Origin of the sequence: Saccharothrix tamanrassetensis, assembly GCF_014203665.1 — a bacterium.
GTDB lineage: Bacteria > Actinomycetota > Actinomycetes > Mycobacteriales > Pseudonocardiaceae > Actinosynnema > Actinosynnema tamanrassetense.
The window spans coordinates 312,020-336,066 of sequence record NZ_JACHJN010000002.1; the positions used below are offsets into that span (position 1 = coordinate 312,020).

The 24,047-nt window shown below is 72.6% G+C and carries 28 protein-coding genes; 25 read left to right on the forward strand and 3 right to left on the reverse strand.

Translation table 11 applies throughout. The features are described from left to right. Positions 1-173 precede the first annotated feature (173 nt). From proC to FHS29_RS06345, 5 genes are all read left to right on the forward strand, one after another. Positions 174-986 carry a pyrroline-5-carboxylate reductase gene (gene proC, locus FHS29_RS06325; RefSeq protein ID WP_184689168.1) on the forward strand — a complete coding sequence of 271 codons (813 nt, stop codon included), beginning with the start codon at positions 174-176 and terminating at the stop codon, positions 984-986. Positions 987-1,106: 120 nt separating this feature from the next. Beyond that, positions 1,107-1,316, forward strand: coding sequence for a helix-turn-helix domain-containing protein (locus FHS29_RS06330; RefSeq protein WP_121010260.1), 210 nt, complete (start codon positions 1,107-1,109; stop codon positions 1,314-1,316). A 122-nt stretch (positions 1,317-1,438) separates the two neighbouring features. Then, positions 1,439-1,540, forward strand: a complete 102-nt coding sequence (locus FHS29_RS06335; protein WP_015105422.1) for a 30S ribosomal protein bS22 — start codon at positions 1,439-1,441, stop codon at positions 1,538-1,540. A gap of 232 nt (positions 1,541-1,772) precedes the next feature. Then, positions 1,773-2,810 (forward strand): NAD-dependent epimerase/dehydratase family protein, encoded by a 1,038-nt coding sequence (locus tag FHS29_RS06340; RefSeq protein WP_184689169.1) that lies wholly within the window; start codon positions 1,773-1,775, stop codon positions 2,808-2,810. Positions 2,811-2,830: 20 nt separating this feature from the next. Next, a complete protein-coding gene (locus FHS29_RS06345) occupies positions 2,831-3,784 on the forward strand; it encodes a lysophospholipid acyltransferase family protein (protein ID WP_312864785.1) in 954 nt (317 codons plus the stop codon). A 107-nt stretch (positions 3,785-3,891) separates the two neighbouring features. Here the strand turns inward: FHS29_RS06345 and FHS29_RS06350 are convergent, their stop codons facing one another. From FHS29_RS06350 to FHS29_RS06360, 3 genes are all read right to left on the reverse strand, one after another. Further along, a complete protein-coding gene (locus tag FHS29_RS06350) occupies positions 3,892-4,785 on the reverse strand; it encodes an HAD family hydrolase (RefSeq protein ID WP_184689174.1) in 894 nt (297 codons plus the stop codon). 39 nt (positions 4,786-4,824) lie between these two features. Then, positions 4,825-5,907 carry a DUF5667 domain-containing protein gene (locus FHS29_RS06355; RefSeq protein WP_184689175.1) on the reverse strand — a complete coding sequence of 361 codons (1,083 nt, stop codon included), beginning with the start codon at positions 5,905-5,907 and terminating at the stop codon, positions 4,825-4,827. An 89-nt stretch (positions 5,908-5,996) separates the two neighbouring features. Next, positions 5,997-6,596 carry a sigma-70 family RNA polymerase sigma factor gene (locus FHS29_RS06360; RefSeq protein ID WP_184689177.1) on the reverse strand — a complete coding sequence of 200 codons (600 nt, stop codon included), beginning with the start codon at positions 6,594-6,596 and terminating at the stop codon, positions 5,997-5,999. Between the two features lie 471 nt (positions 6,597-7,067). Between FHS29_RS06360 and FHS29_RS06365 the strand changes: the two genes are divergently transcribed. The 20 genes from FHS29_RS06365 (at position 7,068) to FHS29_RS06460 (ending at position 23,963) form a co-directional block, all read left to right on the forward strand. Next, positions 7,068-8,537, forward strand: coding sequence for an AMP-binding protein (locus FHS29_RS06365; protein WP_184689179.1), 1,470 nt, complete (start codon positions 7,068-7,070; stop codon positions 8,535-8,537). A gap of 7 nt (positions 8,538-8,544) precedes the next feature. Beyond that, entirely contained in the window at positions 8,545-8,781 is a 237-nt protein-coding gene (locus FHS29_RS06370) for a glutaredoxin family protein (RefSeq protein WP_184689180.1), read from the forward strand. An 80-nt stretch (positions 8,782-8,861) separates the two neighbouring features. Continuing rightward, the gene (locus FHS29_RS06375; RefSeq protein ID WP_184689182.1) at positions 8,862-10,352 is read left to right on the forward strand and encodes a molybdopterin-dependent oxidoreductase; all 1,491 of its coding nucleotides are present in this window, start codon (positions 8,862-8,864) and stop codon (positions 10,350-10,352) included. A 78-nt stretch (positions 10,353-10,430) separates the two neighbouring features. Continuing rightward, positions 10,431-11,084, forward strand: a complete 654-nt coding sequence (locus tag FHS29_RS06380; RefSeq protein ID WP_184689184.1) for a fasciclin domain-containing protein — start codon at positions 10,431-10,433, stop codon at positions 11,082-11,084. A gap of 276 nt (positions 11,085-11,360) precedes the next feature. Next, a complete protein-coding gene (locus FHS29_RS06385; RefSeq protein WP_184689185.1) occupies positions 11,361-12,143 on the forward strand; it encodes a redox-sensing transcriptional repressor Rex in 783 nt (260 codons plus the stop codon). 70 nt (positions 12,144-12,213) lie between these two features. Next, positions 12,214-13,548 carry a glutamyl-tRNA reductase gene (locus FHS29_RS06390; RefSeq protein ID WP_184689186.1) on the forward strand — a complete coding sequence of 445 codons (1,335 nt, stop codon included), beginning with the start codon at positions 12,214-12,216 and terminating at the stop codon, positions 13,546-13,548. Beyond that, positions 13,545-14,486, forward strand: coding sequence for a hydroxymethylbilane synthase (gene hemC, locus FHS29_RS06395; RefSeq protein WP_184689187.1), 942 nt, complete (start codon positions 13,545-13,547; stop codon positions 14,484-14,486). The genes FHS29_RS06390 and hemC overlap by 4 nt, the downstream gene beginning before the upstream one ends. A gap of 14 nt (positions 14,487-14,500) precedes the next feature. Beyond that, positions 14,501-16,033 (forward strand): bifunctional uroporphyrinogen-III C-methyltransferase/uroporphyrinogen-III synthase, encoded by a 1,533-nt coding sequence (locus FHS29_RS06400; protein WP_184689188.1) that lies wholly within the window; start codon positions 14,501-14,503, stop codon positions 16,031-16,033. A 64-nt stretch (positions 16,034-16,097) separates the two neighbouring features. Further along, entirely contained in the window at positions 16,098-17,075 is a 978-nt protein-coding gene (hemB, locus tag FHS29_RS06405; RefSeq protein WP_184689189.1) for a porphobilinogen synthase, read from the forward strand. Next, positions 17,057-17,596, forward strand: a complete 540-nt coding sequence (locus FHS29_RS06410; RefSeq protein WP_184689190.1) for a hypothetical protein — start codon at positions 17,057-17,059, stop codon at positions 17,594-17,596. The genes hemB and FHS29_RS06410 overlap by 19 nt, the downstream gene beginning before the upstream one ends. A gap of 42 nt (positions 17,597-17,638) precedes the next feature. Continuing rightward, positions 17,639-18,235 (forward strand): hypothetical protein, encoded by a 597-nt coding sequence (locus tag FHS29_RS06415; RefSeq protein WP_184689192.1) that lies wholly within the window; start codon positions 17,639-17,641, stop codon positions 18,233-18,235. Positions 18,236-18,489: 254 nt separating this feature from the next. Next, complete coding sequence (locus tag FHS29_RS06420) at positions 18,490-19,029, forward strand: hypothetical protein (RefSeq protein ID WP_184689194.1); 540 nt, start codon at positions 18,490-18,492, stop codon at positions 19,027-19,029. Further along, positions 19,026-19,424: a hypothetical protein gene (locus FHS29_RS06425; protein ID WP_184689196.1), complete on the forward strand. Its 399-nt coding sequence runs from the start codon at positions 19,026-19,028 to the stop codon at positions 19,422-19,424. Before FHS29_RS06420 ends, FHS29_RS06425 begins: the two co-directional genes overlap by 4 nt. Before the next feature lie 23 nt (positions 19,425-19,447). Then, positions 19,448-20,071, forward strand: coding sequence for a hypothetical protein (locus tag FHS29_RS06430; RefSeq protein ID WP_184689198.1), 624 nt, complete (start codon positions 19,448-19,450; stop codon positions 20,069-20,071). Further along, positions 20,068-20,595 (forward strand): hypothetical protein, encoded by a 528-nt coding sequence (locus FHS29_RS06435; protein ID WP_184689200.1) that lies wholly within the window; start codon positions 20,068-20,070, stop codon positions 20,593-20,595. Before FHS29_RS06430 ends, FHS29_RS06435 begins: the two co-directional genes overlap by 4 nt. Next, positions 20,595-21,032 carry a transport-regulating membrane protein Mce1N gene (mce1N, locus tag FHS29_RS06440; protein WP_184689202.1) on the forward strand — a complete coding sequence of 146 codons (438 nt, stop codon included), beginning with the start codon at positions 20,595-20,597 and terminating at the stop codon, positions 21,030-21,032. Before FHS29_RS06435 ends, mce1N begins: the two co-directional genes overlap by 1 nt. A gap of 100 nt (positions 21,033-21,132) precedes the next feature. Beyond that, positions 21,133-21,465 (forward strand): hypothetical protein, encoded by a 333-nt coding sequence (locus FHS29_RS06445; RefSeq protein WP_184689204.1) that lies wholly within the window; start codon positions 21,133-21,135, stop codon positions 21,463-21,465. 10 nt (positions 21,466-21,475) lie between these two features. Further along, the gene (hemL, locus tag FHS29_RS06450) at positions 21,476-22,765 is read left to right on the forward strand and encodes a glutamate-1-semialdehyde 2,1-aminomutase (RefSeq protein ID WP_184689206.1); all 1,290 of its coding nucleotides are present in this window, start codon (positions 21,476-21,478) and stop codon (positions 22,763-22,765) included. Between the two features lie 20 nt (positions 22,766-22,785). Then, complete coding sequence (locus tag FHS29_RS06455; RefSeq protein WP_184690001.1) at positions 22,786-23,394, forward strand: histidine phosphatase family protein; 609 nt, start codon at positions 22,786-22,788, stop codon at positions 23,392-23,394. Further along, positions 23,391-23,963, forward strand: coding sequence for a TlpA disulfide reductase family protein (locus FHS29_RS06460; RefSeq protein WP_184689208.1), 573 nt, complete (start codon positions 23,391-23,393; stop codon positions 23,961-23,963). The genes FHS29_RS06455 and FHS29_RS06460 overlap by 4 nt, the downstream gene beginning before the upstream one ends. Positions 23,964-24,047: the final 84 nt, after the last annotated feature.

Genomic DNA, 24,047 nt, shown 5'->3' on the forward strand with positions numbered 1-24,047 from the left:
ACGGGTCTGTGCGGCGTGCGCCTGGGGGTTGGGCGGCTGTGGTGCGTTGGCCGTGGGTGGCGGGTGTGGACGGGCAGGGATGGGGACATCGAGGGAGGTAGGGGATCCATCGGACGGGACCGGGTGGGTTACTGCGTGGCTGCCGAATGGGGGAGGGTGGCAGGCTTGGCGGTATGACGACGATCGCGGTGTTGGGGGCTGGGAAGATCGGGGAAGCGCTGCTGTCCGGGCTGCTGCAAGGTGGTCGGCCGGCGGAGGAGTTGCTGTTCACCGAGAAGCACCCGGAGCGGGCTGCCGAGCTGACCGAGCAGTACGGCGTCGAAGGGCTGGACGTGGCCTCCGCCGCGCAGCGGGCCGACGTGGTGGTCGTGGCCGTCAAGCCCCAGGACATCGAGCCGCTGCTGGACCAGTTGGCACCCGTCATCAGGCCCGGGACGTTGGTTGTGTCGCTGTGCGCGGGCCTGCCGACGAGCCTCTACGAGCGCCGGCTGCCCGAAGGGACGCCGGTGGTCCGGGTCATGCCGAACACGCCGATGGTCGTGAGCGAGGCGATGAGCGCCATCTCGGCGGGCAAGTACGCGCAGGCGGAGCACCTGAACCTGGTCGACGACCTGTTGCAGACCGTGGGCAAGGTGGCCCGCGTCCCGGAGAACCAGCAGGACGCCGTCACGGCGCTCTCCGGCTCGGGCCCCGCGTACTTCTTCTACCTGGTCGAAGCGATGATCGACGCGGGCATCCTGCTGGGCATCCCGCGCGACCTGGCCACCCGGCTGATCATCCAGTCGGCGGTGGGGGCCGCGCAGATGCTGAACCGGAACGACCAGCACCCGGTCATCCTCCGCGAGGCGGTCACCTCGCCCGCCGGGACGACCATCATGGCCATCCGGGAGCTGGAGAAGCACGGCGTCCGGGCGGCCATGCTGGCGGCCATCGAGGCCGCCCGGGACCGTTCGGTGGAGCTGGGACGGGACCACGAGGCGGATTGATACCGCCATTGGCCGTCGCACCAGTCCCACCTGTCCCGTTACCCTCAAGGGAGCACGTGCGTGTCGAACCGTCGGTGGGGAAGCCGACGGCACGACGCGTGTCGAAGGACACGGTGATCCATGCCGGAGGAGAACGATCGAGCACCACTGGTCCAGGTCAAGTTCCTGACCGTCGCCGAGGTGGCGCTGGTGATGCGTGTGTCGAAGATGACGGTGTACCGGCTGGTGCACTCGGGCGAACTCACCGCGGTTCGGGTGGGGAAGTCGTTCCGGGTGCCCGAGAAGGCCGTGCACGAGTACCTGCGCAACGCCTACTTCGACGCCGGGTGAGGGCGGGCGCCGGCAGCCGGGTAAACTGACAGGCCGTTCGTGCCTGGTGTCGGCGCGCCCAACTGACGGGTGTCTCCACCGGCGCGTGGAGAAGACCAACGTCTAGTGAGTGAGGACCCCGCATGGGCTCGGTCATCAAGAAGCGCCGCAAGCGCATGTCGAAGAAGAAGCACCGCAAGCTGCTGCGCAAGACCCGCGTCCAGCGTCGCAAGCGCGGCAAGTAACCCCAGCGGGTTTTCCGGCGCCGGCCCTCCACGTACGCGGAGGGCCGGCGTTGCTTTTCGCCCCCCAACCTGCGGTTTCCGCCGCCGCTCGCCGCCCTCCCGCGGGCCGCGGGGCGGTGACCTGCGTCAAGGCCGCGCCTGTGGAACGATCGGGTCTCAGATCCCCTGGGTAGCATCCACCCGTCGCACGCAACCCCAGGCACGTCGCACCGCACCCCAGGCACGGAGTCGCATGGCGCCCAAGGTCGTTCTCGTCACCGGTTGCAGCCGCTTCCTCGGCGGCCACCTCGCCGCGCGGTTCGCCGCGAACCCCGACATCGACCGGGTGCTCGGCGTGGACACCGAGCCGCCGTCGCGCGACCTGCTGCGCCGGATGGGCCGGGCCGAGTTCGTCCGCGCCGACATCCGCAACCCGCTCATCGCCAAGGTCATCGCCACCGCGCACGTCGACACGGTCGTGCACGCGTCGGTGACCGCCAACCCGGCCGGTCCGACCGGTCGCACGGCGATGAAGGAGATGAACGTCATCGGCACCATGCAGCTGCTGGCGGCCTGCCAGAAGTCGCCGCACGTGCGCAAGCTGGTGGTGAAGTCGACCAGCGCGGTGTACGGGTCGTCGTCCCGCGACCCGGCGGTGTTCACCGAGGAAATGGGCCCGAAGGACCTGCCGTCCAGCGGGTACGCCAAGGACGCCGTCGAGGTGGAGGGCTACGTGCGGGGCTTCGCGCGCCGCCGCCCGGACGTGGCGGTGACCGCGCTGCGGTTCACCAACTTCATCGGCCCCCGCATCGACACCGTGCTGACCAGGTACTTCGCCCTGCCGGTGGTGCCGACGATCATGGGCTACGACGCCCGCGTGCAGCTGCTGCACTCCGAGGACGCGCTGGCCGTGCTGGAACGCGCCACCCTGCACGACCTGCCCGGCGTGTTCAACGTGGGCGGCGACGGGGTACTCCTGCTGTCGCAGGCGATCCGCCGCGCGGGCAAGCTGCCGCTACCGGTGCCCAGCGCCGCCGTGCCCACCGTGGGCAGGCTCTTCCGCAGCGCGCGGCTGGTGGACTTCTCGCCCGACCAGATGCGGTTCCTCAACTGGGGCCGCGTGGTGGACACCGGTCTGCTGAAGCGGGAGTTCGGCTTCACGCCGAGGTGGACCACCCAGCAGGCGTTCGACGACTACGTGAGCGGGCGGGCGATGCGCCCGCTGATCGACCCGGACCTGGTGGCATCGGTGGAGCGCGGTGTGCTCGGCGCGGCGGCCAGGTTCCGGTGACACCGGCCGAGGAGGTGGACGTGGCAGGGGCACGGGTGATCCCGCTGCACGCCCCGGAACTGGGGCGGCCGAAACCGGAGGTGGTGGCCGAACCGGCCGAGGCCGGTCCGGCGCCCTCCGAGCAGGCCCCGGCGGACTGGGAGCAGCGCCTGGCGGACCTGCTGGCCTTCGCCCGCCGCCGGCTCCGGGGCGACTACGAGGTCGACGAGTTCGGCTTCGACCCGGACCTGACCGACCACCTCCTGATGCCCCCGCTCAAGCCGCTGTACGAGAAGTGGTTCCGGGTGGAGACCATCGGGATGCACAACGTGCCCGCCGAGGGCGGCGCGCTGCTCGTCGCGAACCACTCCGGCACCCTGCCGCTGGACGCCACCATGACCGCGTACGCCGTCCGGGCGGACCACCCGGCGCGCCGCCACCTGCGGATGCTCGGCGCCGACCTGGTCTTCAAGACCCCCGTGCTGGGCGCGCTGGCCCGCAAGTCCGGCCAGACCCTCGCCTGCAACCCGGACGCCGAACGCCTGCTGCGGTCCGGTCAGCTGGTGGGCGTGTGGCCGGAGGGCTTCAAGGGCATCGGCAAGCCGTTCAAGGACCGCTACAAGCTCCAGCGCTTCGGCCGCGGCGGCTTCGTGTCGGCGGCGCTGAACACCGGCGTCCCGATCATCCCGTGCTCCATCGTGGGCGCGGAGGAGATCTACCCGATGATCGGCGACCTGAAGGCGCTGGCCCGGCTGTTCGGCTTCCCCTACTTCCCGGTGACCCCGTTCTTCCCGCTCCTCGGCCCCCTGGGCGCGATCCCGCTGCCCTCGAAGTGGTACATCGAGTTCGGCGAACCCATCCGGACCGACGTGTACGACGAGCACGCCGCCGACGACCCGATGCTGGTGTTCAACCTGACCGACCAGGTCCGCGAGACCATCCAGCAGACCTTGTACCGCCTGCTCACCCAGCGCCGGAACGTGTTCCTGGGCTGACCCGGCACCCCTGCGCGTCCTCGTGGACGATCACGCCGGGGCTCGGCTCACACCGGGGGGAAGACCCACGCCGCTTCCGCGGCGTCGCGTGGAGCCGTGCGTACCGCTCACGCGCGGCGGCGGTAGGCCAACCCGGCCGCGATGGCGCCGGCCAGCGCACCCGCGCCGAGCACCGACGGCACGCCGATCCTGGCCGCCTTCCGCCCGGTCCGGAAGTCGCGGATCTCCCAGCCGCGCTTGCGGGCCGTGTCGCGCAGGCCCGAGTCCGGGTTCACGGCCACCGCCGTGCCCACCACCGACAGCATCGGCACGTCGTTCACCGAGTCCGAGTACGCCGTGCACCGCCGCAGGTCCAAGCCCTCCTTGGCGGCCAGCGCCCGCACCGCGTGCGCCTTGGCGCGGCCGTGCAGCAGGTCGCCGACGAGTTTGCCGGTGTAGATGCCGTCCTCGCTCTCCGACACCGTCCCCAGCGCCCCGGTCAGCCCGAGCCGCCGGGCGATGATCTGGGCCAGCTCCACCGGCGTCGCGGTGACCAGCCACACCCGCTGGCCGGCGTCCAGGTGCATCTGCGCCAGCGCCTGCGTCCCGGTCCAGATCTTGTCGGCCATCAGCTCGTCGAAGATCTCCTCGCCGAGGCTGACCAGCTCCGCCACCGAACGCCCGGCCACGAACGACAGCGCCTGCTCGCGCGAGGCCTTGACGCTCTGCGGGTCCTCCCGGCCGCCCACCCGGAACTTGATCTGCTGCCAGGCGAACCCGGCCAGGTCCGAGTTCCGGAAGTACTTGCGGGCCGCCAGGCCGCGGGCGAAGTGGAAGATCGACGCGCCCATCATCATCGTGTTGTCCACGTCGAAGAACGCGGCGGCGGTCAGGTCGGTGGGGGTTCCCGGCGACGGTTCGAGCGCGGGTGTGGCCAGGGCGGCCTCGGCCGAGGCCGCACCCGCCAGTTCGGCGAGCCTCTCCCGCTCGGCCGAGCCCTCCACCACACGCCTTTTCGCCACGTCAGCGCCTCCCGCGGTCCGATGGGGACAGGGTAGCGATCAGCCGGTGAGACCGGGCAGCGGCAGCGAGGGCAGCGACAGCGTCGGCAGCTGGACGGGTGGTGTCACGGTCACCGTCACCGAGGGCAGCGGCAGCGTCGGCGTCGGGTTGGCGGTGCCGGGTGTGGTGCCGCCGCCCGTGGGCGGGGCCGGGGCCGGCGCGGTCGTGGTCGGGGCGGCGGCGGGCGGGGTGGCGGTGGGCACCGGTGCGGACGGCGGTTCCGTCGCGGAGGCGGTCGGCGCCGCCGGGGGTGCGACGACGCAGTCGTCGGTCGCGGGCACCGGGCCGATCTCGTCGAACTGCCCGGACGTGACGGTGCCGCAGTGCTCGCGGGCGCCGAGGTCGGTGGCGCGCTGCGCGATCCGGCCGAGCAGGTCCGCGGACACGCCGGCGCGGGTCGCGGCGTCGGCGGGCAGCCTGCCGCGCAGGTCGCCCAGCCGGGCCGCGTGGGAGGTGGCCCAGTCGCGCAGCGAGCCGAGGACGCGCCGGTCCGAGCCCGACCCGAACGCGGCCAGCACGCGGGAACCGGCCGCGGCGTCGGCGTCGAAGTCGGCCAGCGCGGTGAGGTAGCCGCCCAGCGGGCCGCCGCCGGAGTCGCGGTACCGGTCGACCATGGTCTCCATCTCCGAGACCCGGGCCGCGGCGAACTCCAGGCGCTTGTACCCCTTGGACTCCTCGCCGAAGGTCAGGCCGAGCGAGGCCGACTCGGCGGTGCGCTTGACGCCGTACAGCGCGTCGCCGGGCAACGCGTCGCGGGACAGCAGCAAGCTCATCCCGGCCAGCGAGAACACCAGGCACAACGCGGCGGCCAGGGCTACGGCTAATCGACCGTGCGCTCCGCTGCGCGGACGACGCCGGTCGACCTTCGTGGGCGGGGACGGGCTCGCGCCGAGCACCCGTTCCCGCATCCGCGCCCTGGTCGCCTCGTCCGGCCCGCTCGTCGCTGCGGCTTCCCGCAGCAGCGTGACGACGGCCAACTCGTCGGCGAACGCCGGGTCGGTGTCCTCGGGCAGCGCGTCGACGGCGCGGGCGAACTGCTCGCGCTGCCTGTGACGCCATAGCGGCGTGATCCCTCTGCCCACCATCCCGCACCGACTCGTCAGGAGTACCTGCCCCGAGTAACGACCCCGGCGGTGTCGGGGTTACGCGGGGTCGACCGGTGCGTCGCCGGTCACCGCAGCCAGTTCGGCAGCAGTTGGGCCAGGCGGCGCACCGCTCGGTGTTGCAGGGCCTTGACGGCGCCTTCGTTGCGACCCATCTTCGCGGCCGTCTCGGCCACGGACAAGCCCTGGATGAAACGCAGAGTAATGCACTCTCGCTGATCGTCACCGAGTTGGGCCACGCAGCGGAGGAGTTCGGCGTTGGCCGCGTCGGTCAGCACCTCCTGCTCCGGACCGCCGGTGACCTCGCGGTTGTCCGCCAGCTCGGCGGTGGTGATCTCCAGCCGGTAGCGGCTGGACTTCACGTGGTCGAACACGATGTTGCGGGCGATCGTGACGAACCAGGCGCCGACGTCGCGGCCCTGGTAGCTGATCGACCCGATGCTGCGCAGCGCGCGCAGGAACGTCTCGCTGGTCACGTCCTCGGCCAGGGTCCGGTCGCCGACCCGGAACAGCACGTACCGGTACACCACGTCCACGTACCGGTCGTACAGCGCGCCGAACGCGTCCGTGTCGCCGGCCTGGGCGGCACGCACGAGGTCCCACGGCTCTTCCGCCGCGTTGCTCTCCGCGCTCTCGATCGTGGTGGACCGCCCTCCCCCGTTCCACATCGAGCGGAGCCTCCGCGCCGGGCGGCTGCCGACCGCCCGACCTCCGGCTCCGCCGACTGCCGTCCGAGTGCCGGCCGCGCCGGCTGTGGTGCCGGCGCCGACTCGGCCGGCTGTTGTCTTGTATCCGTCTCCGCCGGAGGTCGGCCGACTCCCGTCTCCGCCGGAGGTCGCCCCGGTGCCGACTCCGCCGGAGGTCGGCCGGTTCCCGTCTCCGCCGGAGGTCGGCCGATTTCCGGCCTCGCCGACTGTTGTCCGGTTTTCGGCTTCGCCAAACGTGTTCTCGCGTGCCCTGGCGGTCATCGGCTCGCGGCACCTCCAGAGAGTCGCCGTCCGGGCAGCATACGTGTTGTTACTCCGTAGTAGGTAGCGGCAACCGGTCTCGAATCTGCGACGCGTTCGGCGGCACTGCCTGACGCCGCCCGCGCGTGACAGACTGCGCAGAGGTCCGCTGTCGTTCACCAGGAGGTCGAGTTGACCGCTTCCGCCCGCAACGTCGCCGACCTGGTTCGCGCCTCCGCGCACCGTGGACCCAAGCACGTGGCACTGGTCGATGTCACGACTGCGAATAGTTACACCTGGTCCGAGTTCGACTCCTTCGTGGACCGCGAAGCCCACCGGCTGGTGGACGCGGGCGTCGAGCCCGGTGACCGCGTGGTGGTGCGGCTGCCCACCGGCCCGGCGTTCTGCGCGGCCGTGTTCGGCATCCTGCGCGCGGGCGGCGTGGTGGTGCCCGCCGGTCCCGGCCGGCCCAACCGCGAGCTGCAGCGACTGGTCGCCGACAGCGGCGCCCGGCTGCTCGTCGGCGACGGCGGCGGCTCGGACGCCGAGGTGCTCCCCGAACCGGAACTCGTGCCCGGCGAGGAGTTCCGGACCATCGGCTCCGGCGAGGACCTGGCCGTGCTGGGCTACACGTCCGGCACCTCCGGCGTGCCGCGCGGCGCGATGCTGTCCCACCGGGCGCTGCTGGCCAACGTCGACCAGTGCGCCACCCTGCGCCCCGCCCCGGTGACCGCCGGCGACCGCGTGCTGCTGGCGTTGCCGCTGTTCCACGTCTACGGCCTGGGGCCGGGCCTGTTGCAGGTGGCCGGCGCGGGCGCGACGGCCGTGCTGCTGGAGCGCTTCGACCCGGACGGCGCGCTGACCGCCATCCGCGAGCACCGGGTCTCCACGCTCGTCGGCGTGCCGCCGATGTACCAGGCGATCCTGGCGCAGCCCGTGGAGCGCCTGCGCGAGGACCTGGCCACCGTGCGGCTGTTCACCTCCGGCGCGGCTCCGCTGGCGGCCGGGCTGCTGGACGCCATGCGGCAGGCCGTGGGGCTGCCCGTGTACGAGGGCTACGGCCTCACCGAGACCGGCCCGGTGCTGACGTCGACCCTGGTGGGCGGCGTGCCCAAGCCGGGGTCGGTGGGCCGGGCGCTGCCGGGCGTGCAGGTGCGGCTGGTGGACACCGACGGGCGGCCGCTGGACCAGGACGAGGACGAGCCGGGCACCGGGCTGGTGGCCGCGAAGGGCGACAACCTGTTCAGCGGGTACTGGCCGGACGGGGCGCACGGGCCCGACGCGGAGGGCTGGTTCCGGACCGGGGACGTCGGGTATTTGGACGAGGACGGCGACCTGCACCTGGTGGACCGGGCGGGGGACCTGATCATCGTCAACGGCTTCAACGTCTACCCGCACGAGGTCGAGCAGGTGGTGGCCGAGCTGGACGGGGTCGCCGAGGCCGCCGCGGTGGGCGTGCCGGACGAGCGGACCGGGGAGTCGGTGAAGGTGGTGATCGTGCTCGACGAGGGCGTGGAGCTCACCGAGGACACCGTGAAGGACCACTGCACCGCCCGCCTGGCCAAGTTCAAGGTGCCCGCGGTCGTCGAGTTCGCCTCGACCCTGCCGCACTCGCCCACCGGCAAGCTCGCCCGCGCCCGGTTGCGCCTGCCGCTGGGATGATGTGGGCGTGAGCCACCACGTGACGTTGTTGAGCCGGGTCGACTGCCATGCCTGTGAGCAGGCCAGAGCGGATCTGGAGCGGATCTGCGGCGAGCTCGGGGTGCCGTGGGACGTGCGGGACGTCGACGGCGACCGCGAACTCCGCGCCGAGTACGGGGACCGGGTGCCGGTGATCCTGGTGGACGGTGCCGAGCACGGGTACTGGTCGGTCGAGGAGGCGCGGCTGCGGGCTGCCCTCGCCTGATCGCGGCCCGGTCGGCGCGCCGGCCACCCGGTCCTCGCGGAATCATCGAACCGGTTCGCGCCGAGGGCCGAATCAAGGGCATGAAGCGTTGGACCGCTGCCCTGATCGGCATCCTCGGTGTCGCGGCCGCCCTGGCTGTCGGGCACCTCGTCGCGGGTCTGGCGGGTCCTGCGGCTTCGCCGTTCCTCGCCGTCGGCAACACCGCGATCGACTTCACGCCCACCCCGCTGAAGGACTTCGCCGTCCGCACGTTCGGCACCTACGACAAGCTCGTCCTGCTGATCGGCATGGCGGTGGTCATCGCGGGTGTCGCCGTCGTCGCGGGGCTGCTCTCGCGCGACAACCCGCTGCCCGGCACGGTCCTCGCGGCCGTTCTCGGCGTGGTCGGGGTCGCCGCCGTCCTCTACCGACCCGACGTCGGCCGGCTCGGCGTCCTCGCACCGATCGCGGCCGGGATCGCGGGCGTGGTGGTGTTCCGGTGGCTGCACCGGCTCGCTTCCCGACCCGAGGCCGGTAGCCGGAGCCGGCGGGGGTTCCTGATCGCGGCGGGCGCGAGCGTGCTCGCCGGGGTGGGCGGCCAGTTCATCGGAACCCGGACCGACGTCGAGGGCTCGCGCCGGGCGGTCGGCGACCTGACGCCCGCGAAGCCCGCCCCCGCCATCCCGGACGGCGCGGACTTCGCGGCGGACGGCACGCCCGGCTTCATCACGCCCAACCGGGACTTCTACCGGGTCGACACGGCGCTGAGCGTGCCGCGCGTGCGGGCCGAGGACTGGGTGCTGCGGGTGCACGGCATGGTCGACCGCGAGCTGAACCTCCGCTACGACGACCTGCGCGGCCGTGACCTGGTCGAACGCACGATCACCATGACCTGCGTGTCCAACGAGGTGGGCGGCCCGTACGTCTCGACCGCGAACTTCGTCGGCGTGCCGTTGCGGGACGTCCTGCGCGAGGCGGGCGTCCGGCCCGGCGCCGACCAGTTGTTCTCCACCAGCGTGGACGGCTGGACCGCCGGCACCCCGGTCGACGTCGTCATGGAGGAGGACCGGGGCGCGTTGATCGCGCTGGGCATGAACGGCGAGCCGCTGCCGGTCGAGCACGGCTTCCCGGCCCGGCTGGTGGTGCCCGGCCTGTACGGGTTCGTGTCGGCCACGAAGTGGGTGGTCGACCTGGAGCTGACCCGGTTCGGCGACAAGCAGTCCTACTGGCTCGACCGGGGCTGGGGCGAGCGGGCCCCGATCAAGACGATGTCGCGCATCGACAGCCCCAAGGGGCTGTCCAAGGTGTGGGGCAGGACCCGGGTGGTCGGGGTGGCGTGGGCGCAGCCGAGCGGGGTCGCGAAGGTCGAGGTGCGGGTGGACGGCGGTCCGTGGCAGGCCACCCGGCTGTCCACCGCCGTGAACGACTCGACGTGGCGGATGTGGCGGATCGAGTTGGACCTGCCGTTCGGCGGGCACACGGTGGAGAGCCGCGCCACGGACAACTCCGGCTACACCCAGCAGCAGGCCCGGGTGGACCCCATCCCGGACGGCGCGACCGGCTGGCACTCGATTTTTTTCACGGTCGAGTGATTTCGGTCGAACCGGATCGCGCCCCGGTTCGAACGTCTCAGTGAACACCGAGTCCGGTAAACCAGAGGAGTATCCGCCGTGCGGAACAGCAAGCTCGCCCTCGTCGGCGCCGTCGCAGCAGCCGCCCTGTCCATCTCGGCCTGCGGCGGCGGGGACAACGCGTCCAGCGGCAGCACCGCCGCCGAGCCGACCACCACCACCCCGATGACGACCACCCAGGCGATGGCCGACGGCGTCACCAAGACCACCGACGTGTTCGGCCCCGGTTGTGCCGGCGTCCCCCAGGACCCGTCCGACCAGGGCTCCCTGCAGGGCATGGTCGACGACCCGGTGGCCACCGCCGCGAGCAGCAACCCGCTGCTCACCAAGCTGGTCGCGGCGGTCAAGGCCGCCGGGCTGGTCGACACGCTGAACTCGCAGGAGGCCATCACGGTCTTCGCGCCGGCCGACCCCGCGTTCGCCGAGCTGGGTGACGCCAAGTTCGCCGAGCTGGCGAACGACCCGGCGACGCTGGGCAAGATCCTCCAGTTCCACGTGGTCGGCAAGCGCTACGACGCCCAGGGCCTGGAGTCCGCCGGCTCCGTCAAGGCGCTGACCGGCCAGGAGCTGAAGATCTCCGGCTCCGGTGACGCGATGACCGTCAACGGCGCGCCGGTGCTGTGCGGCAACGTGCCCACCAAGAACGCCACCGTGTTCGTGATCGGCAAGGTCCTCACGCCCCCTGCGGCGTGACCCGGCGGCCCTCGCGCATCCCCCCGCGCGAGGGTCACCCGATGCGGCGAGACCGCATCGCCACGGGGTGAGCCGGGCCACCGCGTATCTGCGCGGCGGCCCGGCTCACCTTTGCCGTAGGGGGGATGTTCCATGGGGGTTGACCGCGTTCCGGTGGCCCGGCAGGGGCCCGGCCACCGACTTTGTGCATACGTTCACAAGCGGTACGGTGGTCGCATCACTCCGCTGGTGAAGATGCCCGGCGGACCAGTGCGTCGGATGTCGAGGAGAACCAGCGTGGCGGGTCGGCGGGGCGAGGGTGACGAGGTTGTGACCGCCTCCCCGAAGAAGACCGCCGAGCCGCCCGCCGAAACCGTCGCCGACGTCCGGGAACGGGCCCGCGCGATCCCCGAGGCGGCGGTCGCCCGGCTGGCGGTCTACCTGCGGGTGCTGTCCGGGATGGCCGAGCAGGGCGTGACCACCATCTCCAGCGAGGAGCTCGCGGGCGCGGCCGGGGTCAACTCGGCGAAGCTGCGCAAGGACCTGTCCTACGTCGGGTCGTACGGCACGCGGGGCGTCGGGTACGACGTCGAGGTGCTCGTGAGCCACATCGAGCGCATCCTCGGACTCACCCGCAAGCACTCCGTCGCGGTGGTCGGGATCGGTAATCTTGGTCACGCGCTGGCCAACTACGGCGGGTTCCCCAGCCGGGGCTTCCCGGTCGCCGCGCTGTTCGACATCGACCCGGACCTGACCGGTGTGCCGGTAGGCGGCATACCGGTCCACCACATCGACGACATCACGTCGGTCTGCGCCGAGCGCGAGGTCTCGATCGGCGTGATCGCGACGCCGCCGCAGGCGGCCCAGGCCGTCTGCGACCGTTTGGTATCCGCCGGAGTCCAGTGCATCCTGAACTTCGCACCCGTCGTACTCCAAGTGCCGGACTACGTCGAGGTGCGCAAGGTCGACCTGGCGGTCGAGATGCAGATCCTGTCGTTCCACGTAGCTCGACGGGCTGACGAAGCCGCCGTCGACGTGGTCAACGGCGTCGGTGTGGACGGGGTGGTGATTCGCCCGTGATGGTGCGGGTTTCGAGCCGAACGGCTCCGCGGGGCACGTCGGCCCGGCCGACGACGGGCTCGGTGCCGGCATGAGCGTCCTCGTCGTCGGGCTGTCCCACCGCACCACACCGGTTCCCGTGCTGGAACGCGTCGCCGTCGCCGACACCGACCTCGGCAAGCTGCTCGACCAGCTGCTGAAGGCACCCAGCGTGTCCGAGGCCGTGCTGCTGTCGACCTGCAACCGGGTCGAGGTCTACGCGGTCGTCGAGACCTTCCACGGCGGTATGAACGAGGTCGTGGAGGTGCTCGCCCGGCAGGCCGGCGCCGAGCCCGCCGACCTGTTCGAACACCTCTACGTGCACTACGCCGCCGCGGCCGTGGAACACCTGTTCTCGGTCGCGGGCGGGCTGGACTCGATGGTGGTCGGCGAGGCCCAGATCCTCGGCCAGCTGCGCACCGCCTACAACCGCGCCGACGAGGCCGGGGTGGTCGGCCGCACCCTGCACGAGCTGATCCAGCAGGCGCTGCGGGTCGGCAAGCGGGTGCACACCGAGACCGACATCGACCACGCGGGCGCGTCCGTGGTGTCCGAGGCGCTGGCCGACGCCGGCGAGGAGCTGGGCGGGCTGGCCGGCCGCACCGCGCTGATCGTGGGCGCGGGCTCGATGGGCGGCCTGGCCGCCGCGCACCTGCGCCGGGTCGGCATCGGCGAGGTGGTGGTCGCCAACCGGACCGCCGCCAACGGCGCGCGGCTGGCGAACGCGCTGGCCGCGGACGGCGTGACCGCCCGGTCCACCGGCTTGGCCGACCTGACCGCCGAGATCGCGCGGGCGGACGTGCTGTTCGCCTGCACCGGCTCGGTGGACGTGGTGGTGGGCGCCGAGCTGATCGGCGACCGCGAACCCGGCCGGCCGCTGGTCGTGTGCGACCTCGGCCTGCCCAAGGACGTCGACCCCGCCGCCGCGCTGCTGTCCGGCGTGCGCGTGGTCGACCTGGAGACCCTGCAGCGCAGGCTGTCCGACGCCCCCACGGGCCAGGACGCGCTGCGCGCGGCGGAGATCGTGACCGAGGAGGTGCGCGGCTACCTGGCCGGGCAGCGCTCGGCCGAGGTCACGCCCACCGTGACGGCGCTGCGCAAGCGGGCCGCCGAGGTGGTGGACGCCGAGCTGCTGCGGCTGGACTCGCGGCTGCCGGAACTCGACGAACCGGTCCGCGCCGAGCTGGCCAAGACCGTGCGCCGGGTGGTCGACAAGCTCCTGCACACGCCGACGGTGCGGGTCAAGGAGCTGGCCGCGGCACCCGGTGGCGCCGGCTACGCCGAGGCGCTGCGCGAGCTGTTCGGGCTCGACCCGCAGAAGCCCGCCGCCGTCAGCACCCCCCATTCGACGCAGAACCCGACGCAGACCAAAGGTGAGAAGCGGTGAACCGCACCCTGAGGATCGGCACGCGCGGCAGTGCGCTGGCACTCGCGCAGACCGGTCACGTGGCCGACGCGTTGCGCGCCGCCGGCGCCGACGTGGAGATCGTGACCATCTCCACCCCCGGCGACCGCTCGTCCGCGCCGGTCGCCGAGATCGGCATCGGGGTCTTCACCTCGGCGCTGCGCGACGCGCTGGCGAACGGTGAGATCGACATCGCCGTCCACTCGTACAAGGACCTGCCCACCGCCCGCGACCCGCGCCTGGCGCCGGCCGCCGTGCCGCCGCGCGAGGACCCGCGCGACGCGCTGGTCGCCCGGGACGGCCTGACCCTGGGCGAGCTGCCCGTCGGGTCCAGGGTCGGCACCGGCTCGCCCCGCCGGGCCGCGCAGCTGGAGGCGCTGGGCCTGGGCATCGAGGTCGTCCCGCTGCGCGGCAACGTGGACACCCGCATCCGCAAGGTGGTCGACGGCGAGCTGGACGCCGTCGTGCTGGCCCGCGCCGGCATCGCCCGGCTCGGCCGCACCGCCGAGATCACCGAGACGCTGGAGCCGATCCAGATGCTCCCCGCGCCCGCCCAGGGCGCCCTCGCCGTGGAGTGCCGGGTCGACGACGTCGACACCGAGCACCTGCTCCAGTCCACGCTGGACGATTCGGCCAGCAGGGCCGCTGTCACCGCCGAGCGGGCCTTGCTGGCCGAGCTCGAAGCGGGGTGCAGCGCGCCGGTCGGCGCACTGGCCGATGTGGTGGAAGACCTTGACGACCAGGGAGCGGTAGTCCTCCGCCTGTCCCTGCGCGGGGTCATGGCGACGGAGGACGGCGACCTCCTCCGTGCGTCCGCCACCGGTGACTTGACCGCAGCAGAGGAACTCGGCCGCGCGCTGGCCGCCGAGTTGCTCGACCTCTCCGGCCTCGCCGCTGCGCGGTCGGAGGGGCGTAGTTGATGGGGAGTGCCCTGATGACCCGCGCACGCAAGACCCCCGGCCGTGTCGCCTTCGTGGGCTCCGGCCCCGGCGACACCGGCCTGCTCACGGTCCGCGCCCGTGACCTGCTCGGCAAAGCCGAGCTGGTGGTGACGGACCCGGACGTGCCGTCCGAGGTGGTCGCCCTCGTCCCGGACGGCGTGGAGGTCCGACCCGCGGTCGGCGACCCCGCCGACGTGGCGAAAGACCTGGTGGCCGAGGCGAAGAACGGCCACGCGGTGGTCCGGCTGGTGGCGGGCGACCCGCTGACGCTGGACTCCGTGGTCAAGGAGGCGCACGCGGTCTCCCGCACCACGATCGCGTTCGACGTGGTGCCGGGCGTCCCGGCGGGCACCGCGGTGCCCGCGTACGCGGGTGTGGCGCTGGGCGCCGTGCACACCGAGGCCGACGTCCGGGGCGTGACCGACTGGTCGAGCCTGGCCGCCGCGCCCGGCACGCTGGTCCTGCACGCCACCGGCAGCCACCTCGCCGAGGCGGCTTCCTCGCTGGTGGAGAACGGCGTGGCGCCGCAGACCCCGGTCGCGGTGACCGCCGACGGCACCGGCTTCGGCCAGCGCACGGTGGACACCACGCTGGCGTCGCTGGCCGCCGACGCGGGCGACCTCGGCGGCCCGCTGGTGGTCACCGTCGGCAGCGCCGTCGCCGGCCGCACCAGGCTGTCCTGGTGGGAGTCCCGCGCCCTGTACGGCTGGCGGGTGCTGGTGCCGCGCACCAAGGAGCAGGCGGGCGCGATGAGCGACCGGCTGCACTCGCACGGCGCGATCCCGGTGGAGGTGCCGACCATCTCGGTCGAGCCGCCGCGCAGCCCGGCGCAGATGGAGCGCTCGGTGAAGGGCCTGGTCGACGGCCGCTACCAGTGGGTGGTGTTCACCTCGACCAACGCGGTCCGCGCGGTGTGGGAGAAGTTCCGCGAGTTCGGCCTGGACGCGCGGGCGTTCTCCGGCGTGAAGATCGCCTGCGTGGGCGAGTCGACGGCGGCGAAGGTGCGGTCGTTCGGGATCATCCCCGAGCTGGTGCCCTCCGGCGAGCAGTCGTCCGAGGGCCTGCTGGCCGACTTCCCGCCCTACGACGACATCCTGGACCCGGTGGACCGGGTGCTGCTGCCGCGCGCCGACATCGCCACCGAGACCCTGGCGGCGGGCCTGCGGGACCGCGGCTGGGAAATCGACGACGTGACGGCCTACCGCACCGTGCGGGCCGCCCCGCCGCCCGCCGACACCCGCGAGATGATCAAGTCCGGCGGGTTCGACGCGGTGTGCTTCACCTCGTCGTCCACGGTCCGCAACCTGGTCGGCATCGCGGGCAAGCCGCACGCCCGGACGCTGGTGGCGTGCATCGGCCCGCAGACCGCCGAGACGGCCCGCGAGTTCGGGCTGCGGGTGGACGTGCAGCCGGAGGACGCCAACGTGCCCGCCCTGGTGGACGCGCTGGCCCAGCACGCGGCCCGGCTCCGGGCCGAGGGCGCGCTGCCGCCGCCCCGCAAGACCAAGCGTCTCCGCCGTTCGTGAAGCAGCAGGTCGGGGTCACCATCCGGTGGCCCCGGCCTCGTTTCCCCCGTAGGGAGTGCCGCCCGTGTTCCCCGCCCACCGCCCCCGCCGGCTGCGCACCACGCCGGCCATGCGCCGCCTGGTCGGCGAGACCACCGTGCGCCCCCGGCAGCTCGTGCTGCCGATGTTCGTCAAGGAGGACGCGGCCCAGCCGGTCGAGATCGCCTCCATGCCGGGCGTGCACCAGCACACCCGCGAGTCGCTGCGCAAGGCCGCCGTCGAAGCCGTGCAGGCCGGGGTCGGCGGCATCATGCTGTTCGGCGTGCCCACCACCCGGGACGCGGTCGGCTCCGGCGCGACCGACCCGGACGGCATCCTCAACGCGGCGCTGGCCGACCTGCGCGCCGAGCTCGGCGACGGCACCGTGCTGATGTCGGACTGCTGCCTGGACGAGTTCACCGACCACGGCCACTGCGGCGTGCTCACCCCGACCGGCGAGGTCGACAACGACGCCACGCTGGAGGTCTACGGCGAGATGGCGGTGGCCCAGGCCCAGGCCGGGGCGCACCTGGTGGGCCCCAGCGGCATGATGGACGGCCAGATCGGGTTCATCCGCAAGGCGCTGGACGAGGCAGGGTTCACCGACACCGGCATCCTGGCCTACTCGGCGAAGTACGCGTCCGCGCTCTACGGGCCGTTCCGGGACGCGGTGGAGTCCCAGCTCCAGGGCGACCGCAAGACCTACCAGCAGGACCCGGCGAACGCGCGGGAGGCGCTGCGCGAGGTCGAGCTCGACCTCGCGGAGGGCGCGGACATGGTGATGGTGAAGCCAGCCCTGCCGTACCTGGACGTGGTGCGCGCGGTGCGGGAGATCGCCGACGTGCCGGTCGCCGCGTACCAGATCTCCGGCGAGTACGCGATGGTCGAGGCCGCCGCCCGCAACGGCTGGATCGACCGCGAGCGGACCGTGCTGGAGACGCTGACGTCGATCCGGCGGGCCGGCGCGGACATCGTGCTCACCTACTGGGCCGTGGAGGCGGCGCGGTGGCTGGACGGGCGGTGAAGCAGGCCGGCCCGCCGCCGCCCAAGCTGGTCGACCTGGCGCGCTGGCTGTGGATCGCGAGCGCGGTGGTCGGCCTGGCCCGGTTCCTGGTGCAGCTGGCCGACCGGCAGATGCTGATCGACCGGCTCCGCGCGGAGCAGTCCGGGCTGAGCCAGGACGAGCTGGACGCGGCGGCGTCCGGCGGTGTGGTGTTCGGCCTGCTGCTGGGCGGGCTGCTGGTCCTCGTTTACGCGTTGTTGGCCAACCGGATGGCGGGCGGCCGGAACTGGGCGCGGATCACGCTGACCGTGTTCGGCGGCGTCGGGATCCTGGTCGGGATCTTCCGGCTGCTCGCCGTGGCGTCGGGTCTCGCGGCGGTGTACGGCCTGGTCATCCCACCTGTGGACCTGGTGTTCGGGGTCGTCACGATGATCCTCGACGCGGTGGCCCTGGTGCTGATGTACCTGCCATCAGTTTCCGGGCACTTCAGATCACAGCGGTCCGTCAACGCCCAACCACCACAGGTAGCTAACGGATTGTGATTTCCGGTCGACGCGGACCGCTCCTCCTCTTACGGTCCGCGCATGACCACTCCTCACGATCCCTACAACCAGCAGGGCGGCGGCTCCCAGCAGCAGCCCGGCGGGTACCCCCAGCAGCCGCAGCAGGGCCACCCGCAGCAGCCCGGCTACCCGCCCCAGGCGCCCCCGCTGTCCCAGGGCGAGCTCGCCCGCCCGGCCCGGCCGAAGTCCGTCGACACGGCGTTCATGCTGTGGATGGTCGGCGCCGGTGTAGGCATCCTGTCCAGCATCATCAGCTTCATCACGGTGCAGGCGATCTACGACGAGCTCCTCAAGGACGTCGACCCGTCGCTGCGCGGATCCGTGCCCAGCCCCGGCTACGGCGGCGCGATCTTCAGCCTCATCCTGTCCGCGGTGTGGATCCTGATCGTGTTCCAGATGCGCAACGGCGCCAACTGGGCCCGCATCGTGCTGGCGGTGCTGGGCGGCATCGGCGTGATCGGCGGCCTGGTCGGCCTGCTGAGCTTCGGCGTGCTGTTCAGCATCGGCTTCTTCGGTGTGATCCAGGCCCTGCTGTCGCTGGTCTCCCTGGCCGTCACCATCGGCGCCCTGATCTTCATGTTCAAGCCGGACGCCAACCACTACTTCAAGGCCAGCTGACCCCGGCACCACACCGGTCGCCGCCCACCCGTCGCGGGTGGGCGGCGACCGTCCCGGTGGAGTCGCACGCGGCTCCACCCCCGCCCGTCCTTCCGTCCGTCCGCCGTCCGTCCCGAAGGGTGGACGGTGACCACCGGCCGCGTCGACCGAAGTCGCGCCGGTGCACGACGTTGGTCGACAATCCCGCCGAGGTCCGTCGCGCACCCGCCTGTCGCGGTGGACAGCGACCTTGCGTGGTTCTAGCGTTCCGGGACGTGACGACCCCACAGGACCCCGACGGCAGGCAGCAGCAGCCGTACATCCCCCCGCCCCCGCCGTTGAGCGAGTCCGAGTTGCAGGGCTCCCCGGCGGCCGGCGACCGGCACGTGCCGGTGCCCAAGGAGGTCCAGGCCTCCTTCTGGATCTGGATCGCGGGCGCGGTGCTGTCCGTGGTCGGGGCGCTGCTCGCGCTGACGCAGCGCGAGGAGATCGCCCGGGCGCTGCGCGACTCCCCGCAGTCCGGTCAGCTGTCGCCGGCCGAGTTCGACGCCGCCGTGACGTTCAGCCTGCTGTTCGCGGTGGCGATCGGCGTGGTGTTCGCCGGGCTGTACGTGCTGTTCGCGTTCAAGGCGCGGGCCGGGCGGAACTGGGCCCGGGTCGTGCTGACCGTGCTGACCGCGCTCGGGCTGCTGTCCCTGCTGTTCGGTCCTTCCCTCTTCGGGGTGGTCACCTCGCTGCTCAGCGTGGTCGCCGTGGTGCTGCTGTACATGCCCAACTCGAAGGCCTACTTCGACGCGGTGAAGCGGGCCGGGTGACCGGGCCGTCGCCGTCCGCCCGGGCGGCGGTGGCGCTCTGGTACGCGCTCGGCGTGTTCGGCGTGCTCAACGCCGCCTACCTGTGGGTGCGACGGGGCGCGTTGGACGAGGCCGCCGCGCGGGACGGGCTGCCCCCTTCGACCGTCACGGCGCTGCTGGTGCGGTTGACGGTGGCCGCGGTGGTGTTCGGGGCCGGGTACGCGGTGTTCGCCCGGCTCCTCGGCCGGCGCAAGCGGTGGGCGCGGGGTGCGCTCACCGCGGTGGCCGTGGTGCACGTGCTGTGGCTCCTGCTGACCCGTGCCGCCGGGGCGAACGTGGTGGTGCTGCTGCTCATCGCGACCGGTTTGGCGCTCACCTGGCTGCGCGGTACGGCACAGTGGGTGAAGCCGCAGTAGCTTCCCCCCGCCGGAGACCCCGCATGTCCGAGCCAGACCCGTTCGCCTCGCCCTTCCACCAGGTCGACCTGCCCGGCCGACCCGGTCGGCCGAGACCGCCGGTGCCCGCGTTCACCGGCTACCCGTTGCCGATGCCGGAGGTCGACTCCCGCACGTTCGCCCCGCCCCGGCCGGCCGCGCTGACGGCCGCGTTCTGGTGCTGGATCGTCGGCGCGGTACTGGTGGTGCTGGTGCTGCCGGCGGTGTTCTACACCGGTGGCAACGCGTTGGCCGACGAGCTGTACGCCGAATCGCAGCAAACCGACCAGGACCCCATGTCGCGCCAGAGCGCCGAGTACGCGGCCAGGCTCACGCCCGTGCTGTTCGGGTTCGGCTTCGCGGTGCCGGCGGTGCTGTTCGTGATCGCGGCGTTCAAGCTGCGCGGCGGGCAGAACTGGGCGCGGGTGCTGCTCGCCGTGCTGGGCGGGATGGCGATCCTGTTCGGATCGCTGCTGTTCCTCAGCTTCGTGACCGGGTCGGTGCCCTACGCGAACTGGCTGATCGGCACCATCTGGTCCCTGGTCTTCCTCGCATCGGTCATCCTGGGCGTCGTGGCGATGTTCCTGCCCCCGTCCAACACGTACCTGAGATCGGTGAACCTCCGATGACCCAGCCGCCGTTCGACCCGTTCGACCACCCGATGCGCCCGGTGAACCTGCCGCAGTCGGGCCCGCAGCAGCCCATCGGGTACCCCGGCCACATGCGCGGCGTCGACCAGCGGACGACCGCCCTGGTGCGGCCCGGGGTGGTGCTCGCCGCGTTCGCGTGCTGGCTGCTGGCGGCGCTGAGCTGGCCGGTCGGCACGGTGGTCCGGGTGCTCGCGGAGGACGGCTCGTTCGCCGGGTTCGGCCCGGGGATGACCCTGTTCGCGACCGGCTGCCTGGCCGTCGGCGGGGTGTGGGGCGCGGTGGCGTTCCTCGGCGGCAGCTACTACGCGCGGATCGCGCTGTGCGGCGGGTACCTGGTGATCGGCTTCCTGGCGGTGGCGGCGGCGATCGCCGCGTCCCGGGACGGCGACACCGAGCCCGCGTCCTGGGCGGTGATCGTGCTGCGGCTGGCGCTGCCCGCCGCGGCGGTGGTGCTGAGCTTCCTGCCCGGCACCCGGAGCTTCTTCGCGCGGAACCTCGGCTAGTGGACCAGCCCGTGCTGTACGCCGAACCGGGCGCGTCCTGGTGGCCGCTGCTGTGGGGACCGGTGTTCGCGCTGCTGGGGATCGGCGCGGAGGCGATGACCGGGTCGGTGTGGCCGGCGCTGTGGCTGTTCGTCGCGGTGGCGCTGTTCGTGCCGACGCTGCTGTGGGTGCAGGGCCGGCGGCGGGTCTACGGGGTGCGGCTCACGCCGGTGGCGTTGCACCAGGGGCGCGAGGAGGTGCCGGTGCGCGACATCGCCGAGGTGTCCGGTGTGGAGCCCCGGTCGGGCGCGAAGGTGCTCGGCGGCGGCTGGACGCTGCCGCGCGGCACGGATCCGGTGCCGATCAAGCTGGTGGACGGGTCCGTGGTGCTCGGCTGGGCGCGTGACGCCGAGGCCCTGCGCGCGGCCGTGGACCGCCTCCTCGCCCACCGGTCCTGACCGCACCGCGTGCGACCGCCCCCCCGCAGCCCGCTCGGCCGGGCGGCGTGCCGTCCGCCCGGGAAGCCGTGGCCCGGGTGACCGTGAGAGGCTGACCACCGTGACCGCTGCCACCCCCGCCACCACCGTCACCGAAGCACCGGCACCCGGGCTGCACCAGCCGAAGCGCGCCCTCGTCGCGGCCGGTGAACTGGTGGCCGTGGTGGTGCTGGCGTTCCTCGCGGTCTGGTGCTGGAACCGGGGCGTGCTGCGGTTCAGCTACCCGGTGGACGACCACCCGCCGCTCCAGTCCACCCGGTACCTGGGCAACTGGATCGGCGGGGCGATCGGCCTGGCCACCGGAGCCGGGGTGCTGCTGCTCGACGCGGTCCGCCAGACGCTGCTGGCGGTCCGCACCCGTGGTCGGGAGCAGGTCGACCAACCGGACGTGTGAGACTGGGACCGTGACTTCCACGCGATCCCAGGCACTGTTCGAGCGCGCGGCGGCGGTGATCCCCGGTGGCGTCAACTCTCCCGTGCGCGCCTTCCACTCGGTCGGCGGCACGCCCCGGTTCATGGTGCGCGGCGAGGGCCCGCACCTGTGGGACGCCGACGGCAACCGGTACGTGGACCTGGTGTCCTCGTGGGGGCCGATGATCCTCGGCCACGCCCACCCGCGGGTGGTGGAGGCCGTCCGGAACGCGGCCGGGCACGGCCTGTCCTTCGGCACGCCGACCGAGGGCGAGATCGAACTCGCCGAGGAGATCATCGACCGGGTCGCGCCGGTGCACCAGGTGCGGCTGGTCAACTCCGGCACCGAGGCCACCATGAGCGCGATCCGGCTCGCCCGCGGGTTCACCGGGCGGCGCAAGATCGTCAAGTTCGCCGGCTGCTACCACGGGCACGTGGACGCGCTGCTCGCCCAGGCGGGCTCCGGGGTGGCCACGCTCGGCCTGCCCACCTCGCCCGGCGTCACCGGCGCGCAGGCCGCCGACACGCTCGTGCTGCCCTACAACGACCTGGACGCGGTGAAGGCCGCGTTCGCCGAGAACCCGGACGAGATCGCCTGCGTGATCACCGAGGCGGCGGCGGGCAACATGGGCGCGGTCGCCCCCCGGCACAACGCCGAGCTGCGCGACCTGTGCCACGCCAACGGCGCACTGCTGATCATGGACGAGGTGATGACCGGCTTCCGGGTGTCCCGCTCGGGCTGGTTCGGCCTGGAGAACGTGGCCGGCGACCTCTACACGTTCGGCAAGGTCATGTCCGGCGGGCTGCCCGCCGCCGCGTTCGGCGGGCGCACCGACGTGATGGCGAGGCTCGCGCCCGCCGGCCCCGTCTACCAGGCGGGCACGCTGTCCGGGAACCCGGTCGCGGTCGCCGCGGGCCTGGCCACGCTGCGGGCCGCCACCGACGAGGTCTACCTCGCCCTGGACGCCAACGCGACCCGGCTCGGCGCGCTGTTCACCGCCGCGCTGACCGAAGCCGGCGTGCCGCACCGCGTGCAGTACGCGGGCAACCTGGTCAGCGTCTTCTTCACCGAGGACGAGGTCGTCGACTACGCGGGCGCGCAGGCCGCGCAGACCTGGCGCTTCCCGCCGTTCTTCCACGCCCTGCTGGAGCGCGGCGTCTACCCGCCGCCGAGCGCGTTCGAGGCGTGGTTCGTCAACGCGGCCATGACCGAGGAGGACTTCGCGGTGATCGCGGACGCCCTGCCCCACGCCGCCCGTGCCGCCGCGGAGGCCGCGCAGTGACCACCCGCACCGTCGTGCACATGCTCCGCCACGGTGAGGTGCACAACCCGACCGGCGTCCTGTACGGCCGCCTGCCCGGCTTCAAGCTCTCCGAGCGGGGCCAGAAGCAGGCGCTGATCGTCGCCGAGCACCTGAACGACCACGACATCGCGCACGTCGTCGCGTCCCCGCTGGACCGGGCGCAGCAGACCGCCGCGCCGATCGCCGACTCGCACCGGCTGGAACTGGCCACCGACGAGCGGCTGATCGAGGCGGACAACAAGTTCGAGGGCCTGAAGGTCGCGGTCGGCGACGGCGCGCTGCGCTCGCCGAAGCACTGGCCGAAGCTGGTCAACCCGTTGCGCCCGTCGTGGGGGGAGCCGTACCTGGAGATCGCGCACCGGATGCTCGGCGCGGTGCAGCGGGCGCGCGCGGCGGCCGAGGGGCACGAGGCGGTGTGCGTGTCGCACCAGCTGCCGATCTGGACGCTGCGCCGGTTCCTGGAGGGCAAGCGCATGTGGCACGACCCGCGCCGGCGCGAGTGCTCGCTGGCGTCGCTGACCAGCCTGGTGTTCGAGGGCGAGGAGCTGGTCAAGCTCGTCTACACCGAGCCCGCCGGCGCGACCAGCCCCAGGGTGACCGGCGCGTGAAACGGATCCTGGCGGTTCTGCTGCTGCTCGTCGCGACGGCCTGCTCGACCGGGAACGACGCGGTCCTCGCCGGCTCGGAGTTCCAGTTCGTCGCGCCCAACGGCCAGGTGCGCATCCGGTACGACGGCGACCAGCGCAAGGTGGTGCGCGGGCTGACCGGCCCCGACGTGCGCGAGGACGGCAAGACGGTCTCGCTGGACGACTACCGGGGCAAGGTGGTCGTGGTCAACATCTGGGGCTCGTGGTGCGGACCGTGCCGCACGGAGGCCCCCGAGTTGCAGAAGGTCCAGGACGAGACCGGTGACCTCGGCGTGCAGGTGCTGGGCGTCGCCGTGAAGGAGAGCTCCGCCGACGCGCCCCGCGACTTCCTCGCCAACCGCAAGCTCACCTACCCGTCGATCCAGGACGAGTCGGGCCGTTCGCTGCTGGTGTTCAAGGGCCTGCCGCCGAACACCGTGCCGACCACCATCGTGCTGGACAAGCAGCACCGCGTGGCGGCTGTGTTCCTGGTCGAACTGATCTCCACCGACCTGGTGCCCTTGGTGAAGGAACTCGCGGCGGAGACCTGACCACCGCCCACCGACCACGCGCCTTCACCCCGACCACGCCTCGGCGAACACGATCGCTCTTCAAGAATGATTCCCATTGTGTCG

Bases quoted from the DNA above. Each gene is read 5' to 3' on its own strand.
- FHS29_RS06430 (WP_184689198.1), top strand. From the start codon at position 19,448: ATGTCCGAGCCAGACCCGTTCGCCTCGCCCTTCCACCAGGTCGACCTG.
- FHS29_RS06390 (WP_184689186.1), top strand. From the start codon at position 12,214: ATGAGCGTCCTCGTCGTCGGGCTGTCCCACCGCACCACACCGGTTCCC.
- FHS29_RS06340 (WP_184689169.1), top strand. From the start codon at position 1,773: ATGGCGCCCAAGGTCGTTCTCGTCACCGGTTGCAGCCGCTTCCTCGGC.
- FHS29_RS06400 (WP_184689188.1), top strand. From the start codon at position 14,501: ATGACCCGCGCACGCAAGACCCCCGGCCGTGTCGCCTTCGTGGGCTCC.
- FHS29_RS06435 (WP_184689200.1), top strand. From the start codon at position 20,068: ATGACCCAGCCGCCGTTCGACCCGTTCGACCACCCGATGCGCCCGGTG.
- FHS29_RS06455 (WP_184690001.1), top strand. From the start codon at position 22,786: ATGCTCCGCCACGGTGAGGTGCACAACCCGACCGGCGTCCTGTACGGC.
- FHS29_RS06375 (WP_184689182.1), top strand. From the start codon at position 8,862: ATGAAGCGTTGGACCGCTGCCCTGATCGGCATCCTCGGTGTCGCGGCC.
- FHS29_RS06330 (WP_121010260.1), top strand. From the start codon at position 1,107: ATGCCGGAGGAGAACGATCGAGCACCACTGGTCCAGGTCAAGTTCCTG.
- proC (WP_184689168.1), top strand. From the start codon at position 174: ATGACGACGATCGCGGTGTTGGGGGCTGGGAAGATCGGGGAAGCGCTG.
- FHS29_RS06335 (WP_015105422.1), top strand. From the start codon at position 1,439: ATGGGCTCGGTCATCAAGAAGCGCCGCAAGCGCATGTCGAAGAAGAAG.
- FHS29_RS06360 (WP_184689177.1), bottom strand. From the start codon at position 6,596: ATGTGGAACGGGGGAGGGCGGTCCACCACGATCGAGAGCGCGGAGAGC.
- FHS29_RS06415 (WP_184689192.1), top strand. From the start codon at position 17,639: ATGACCACTCCTCACGATCCCTACAACCAGCAGGGCGGCGGCTCCCAG.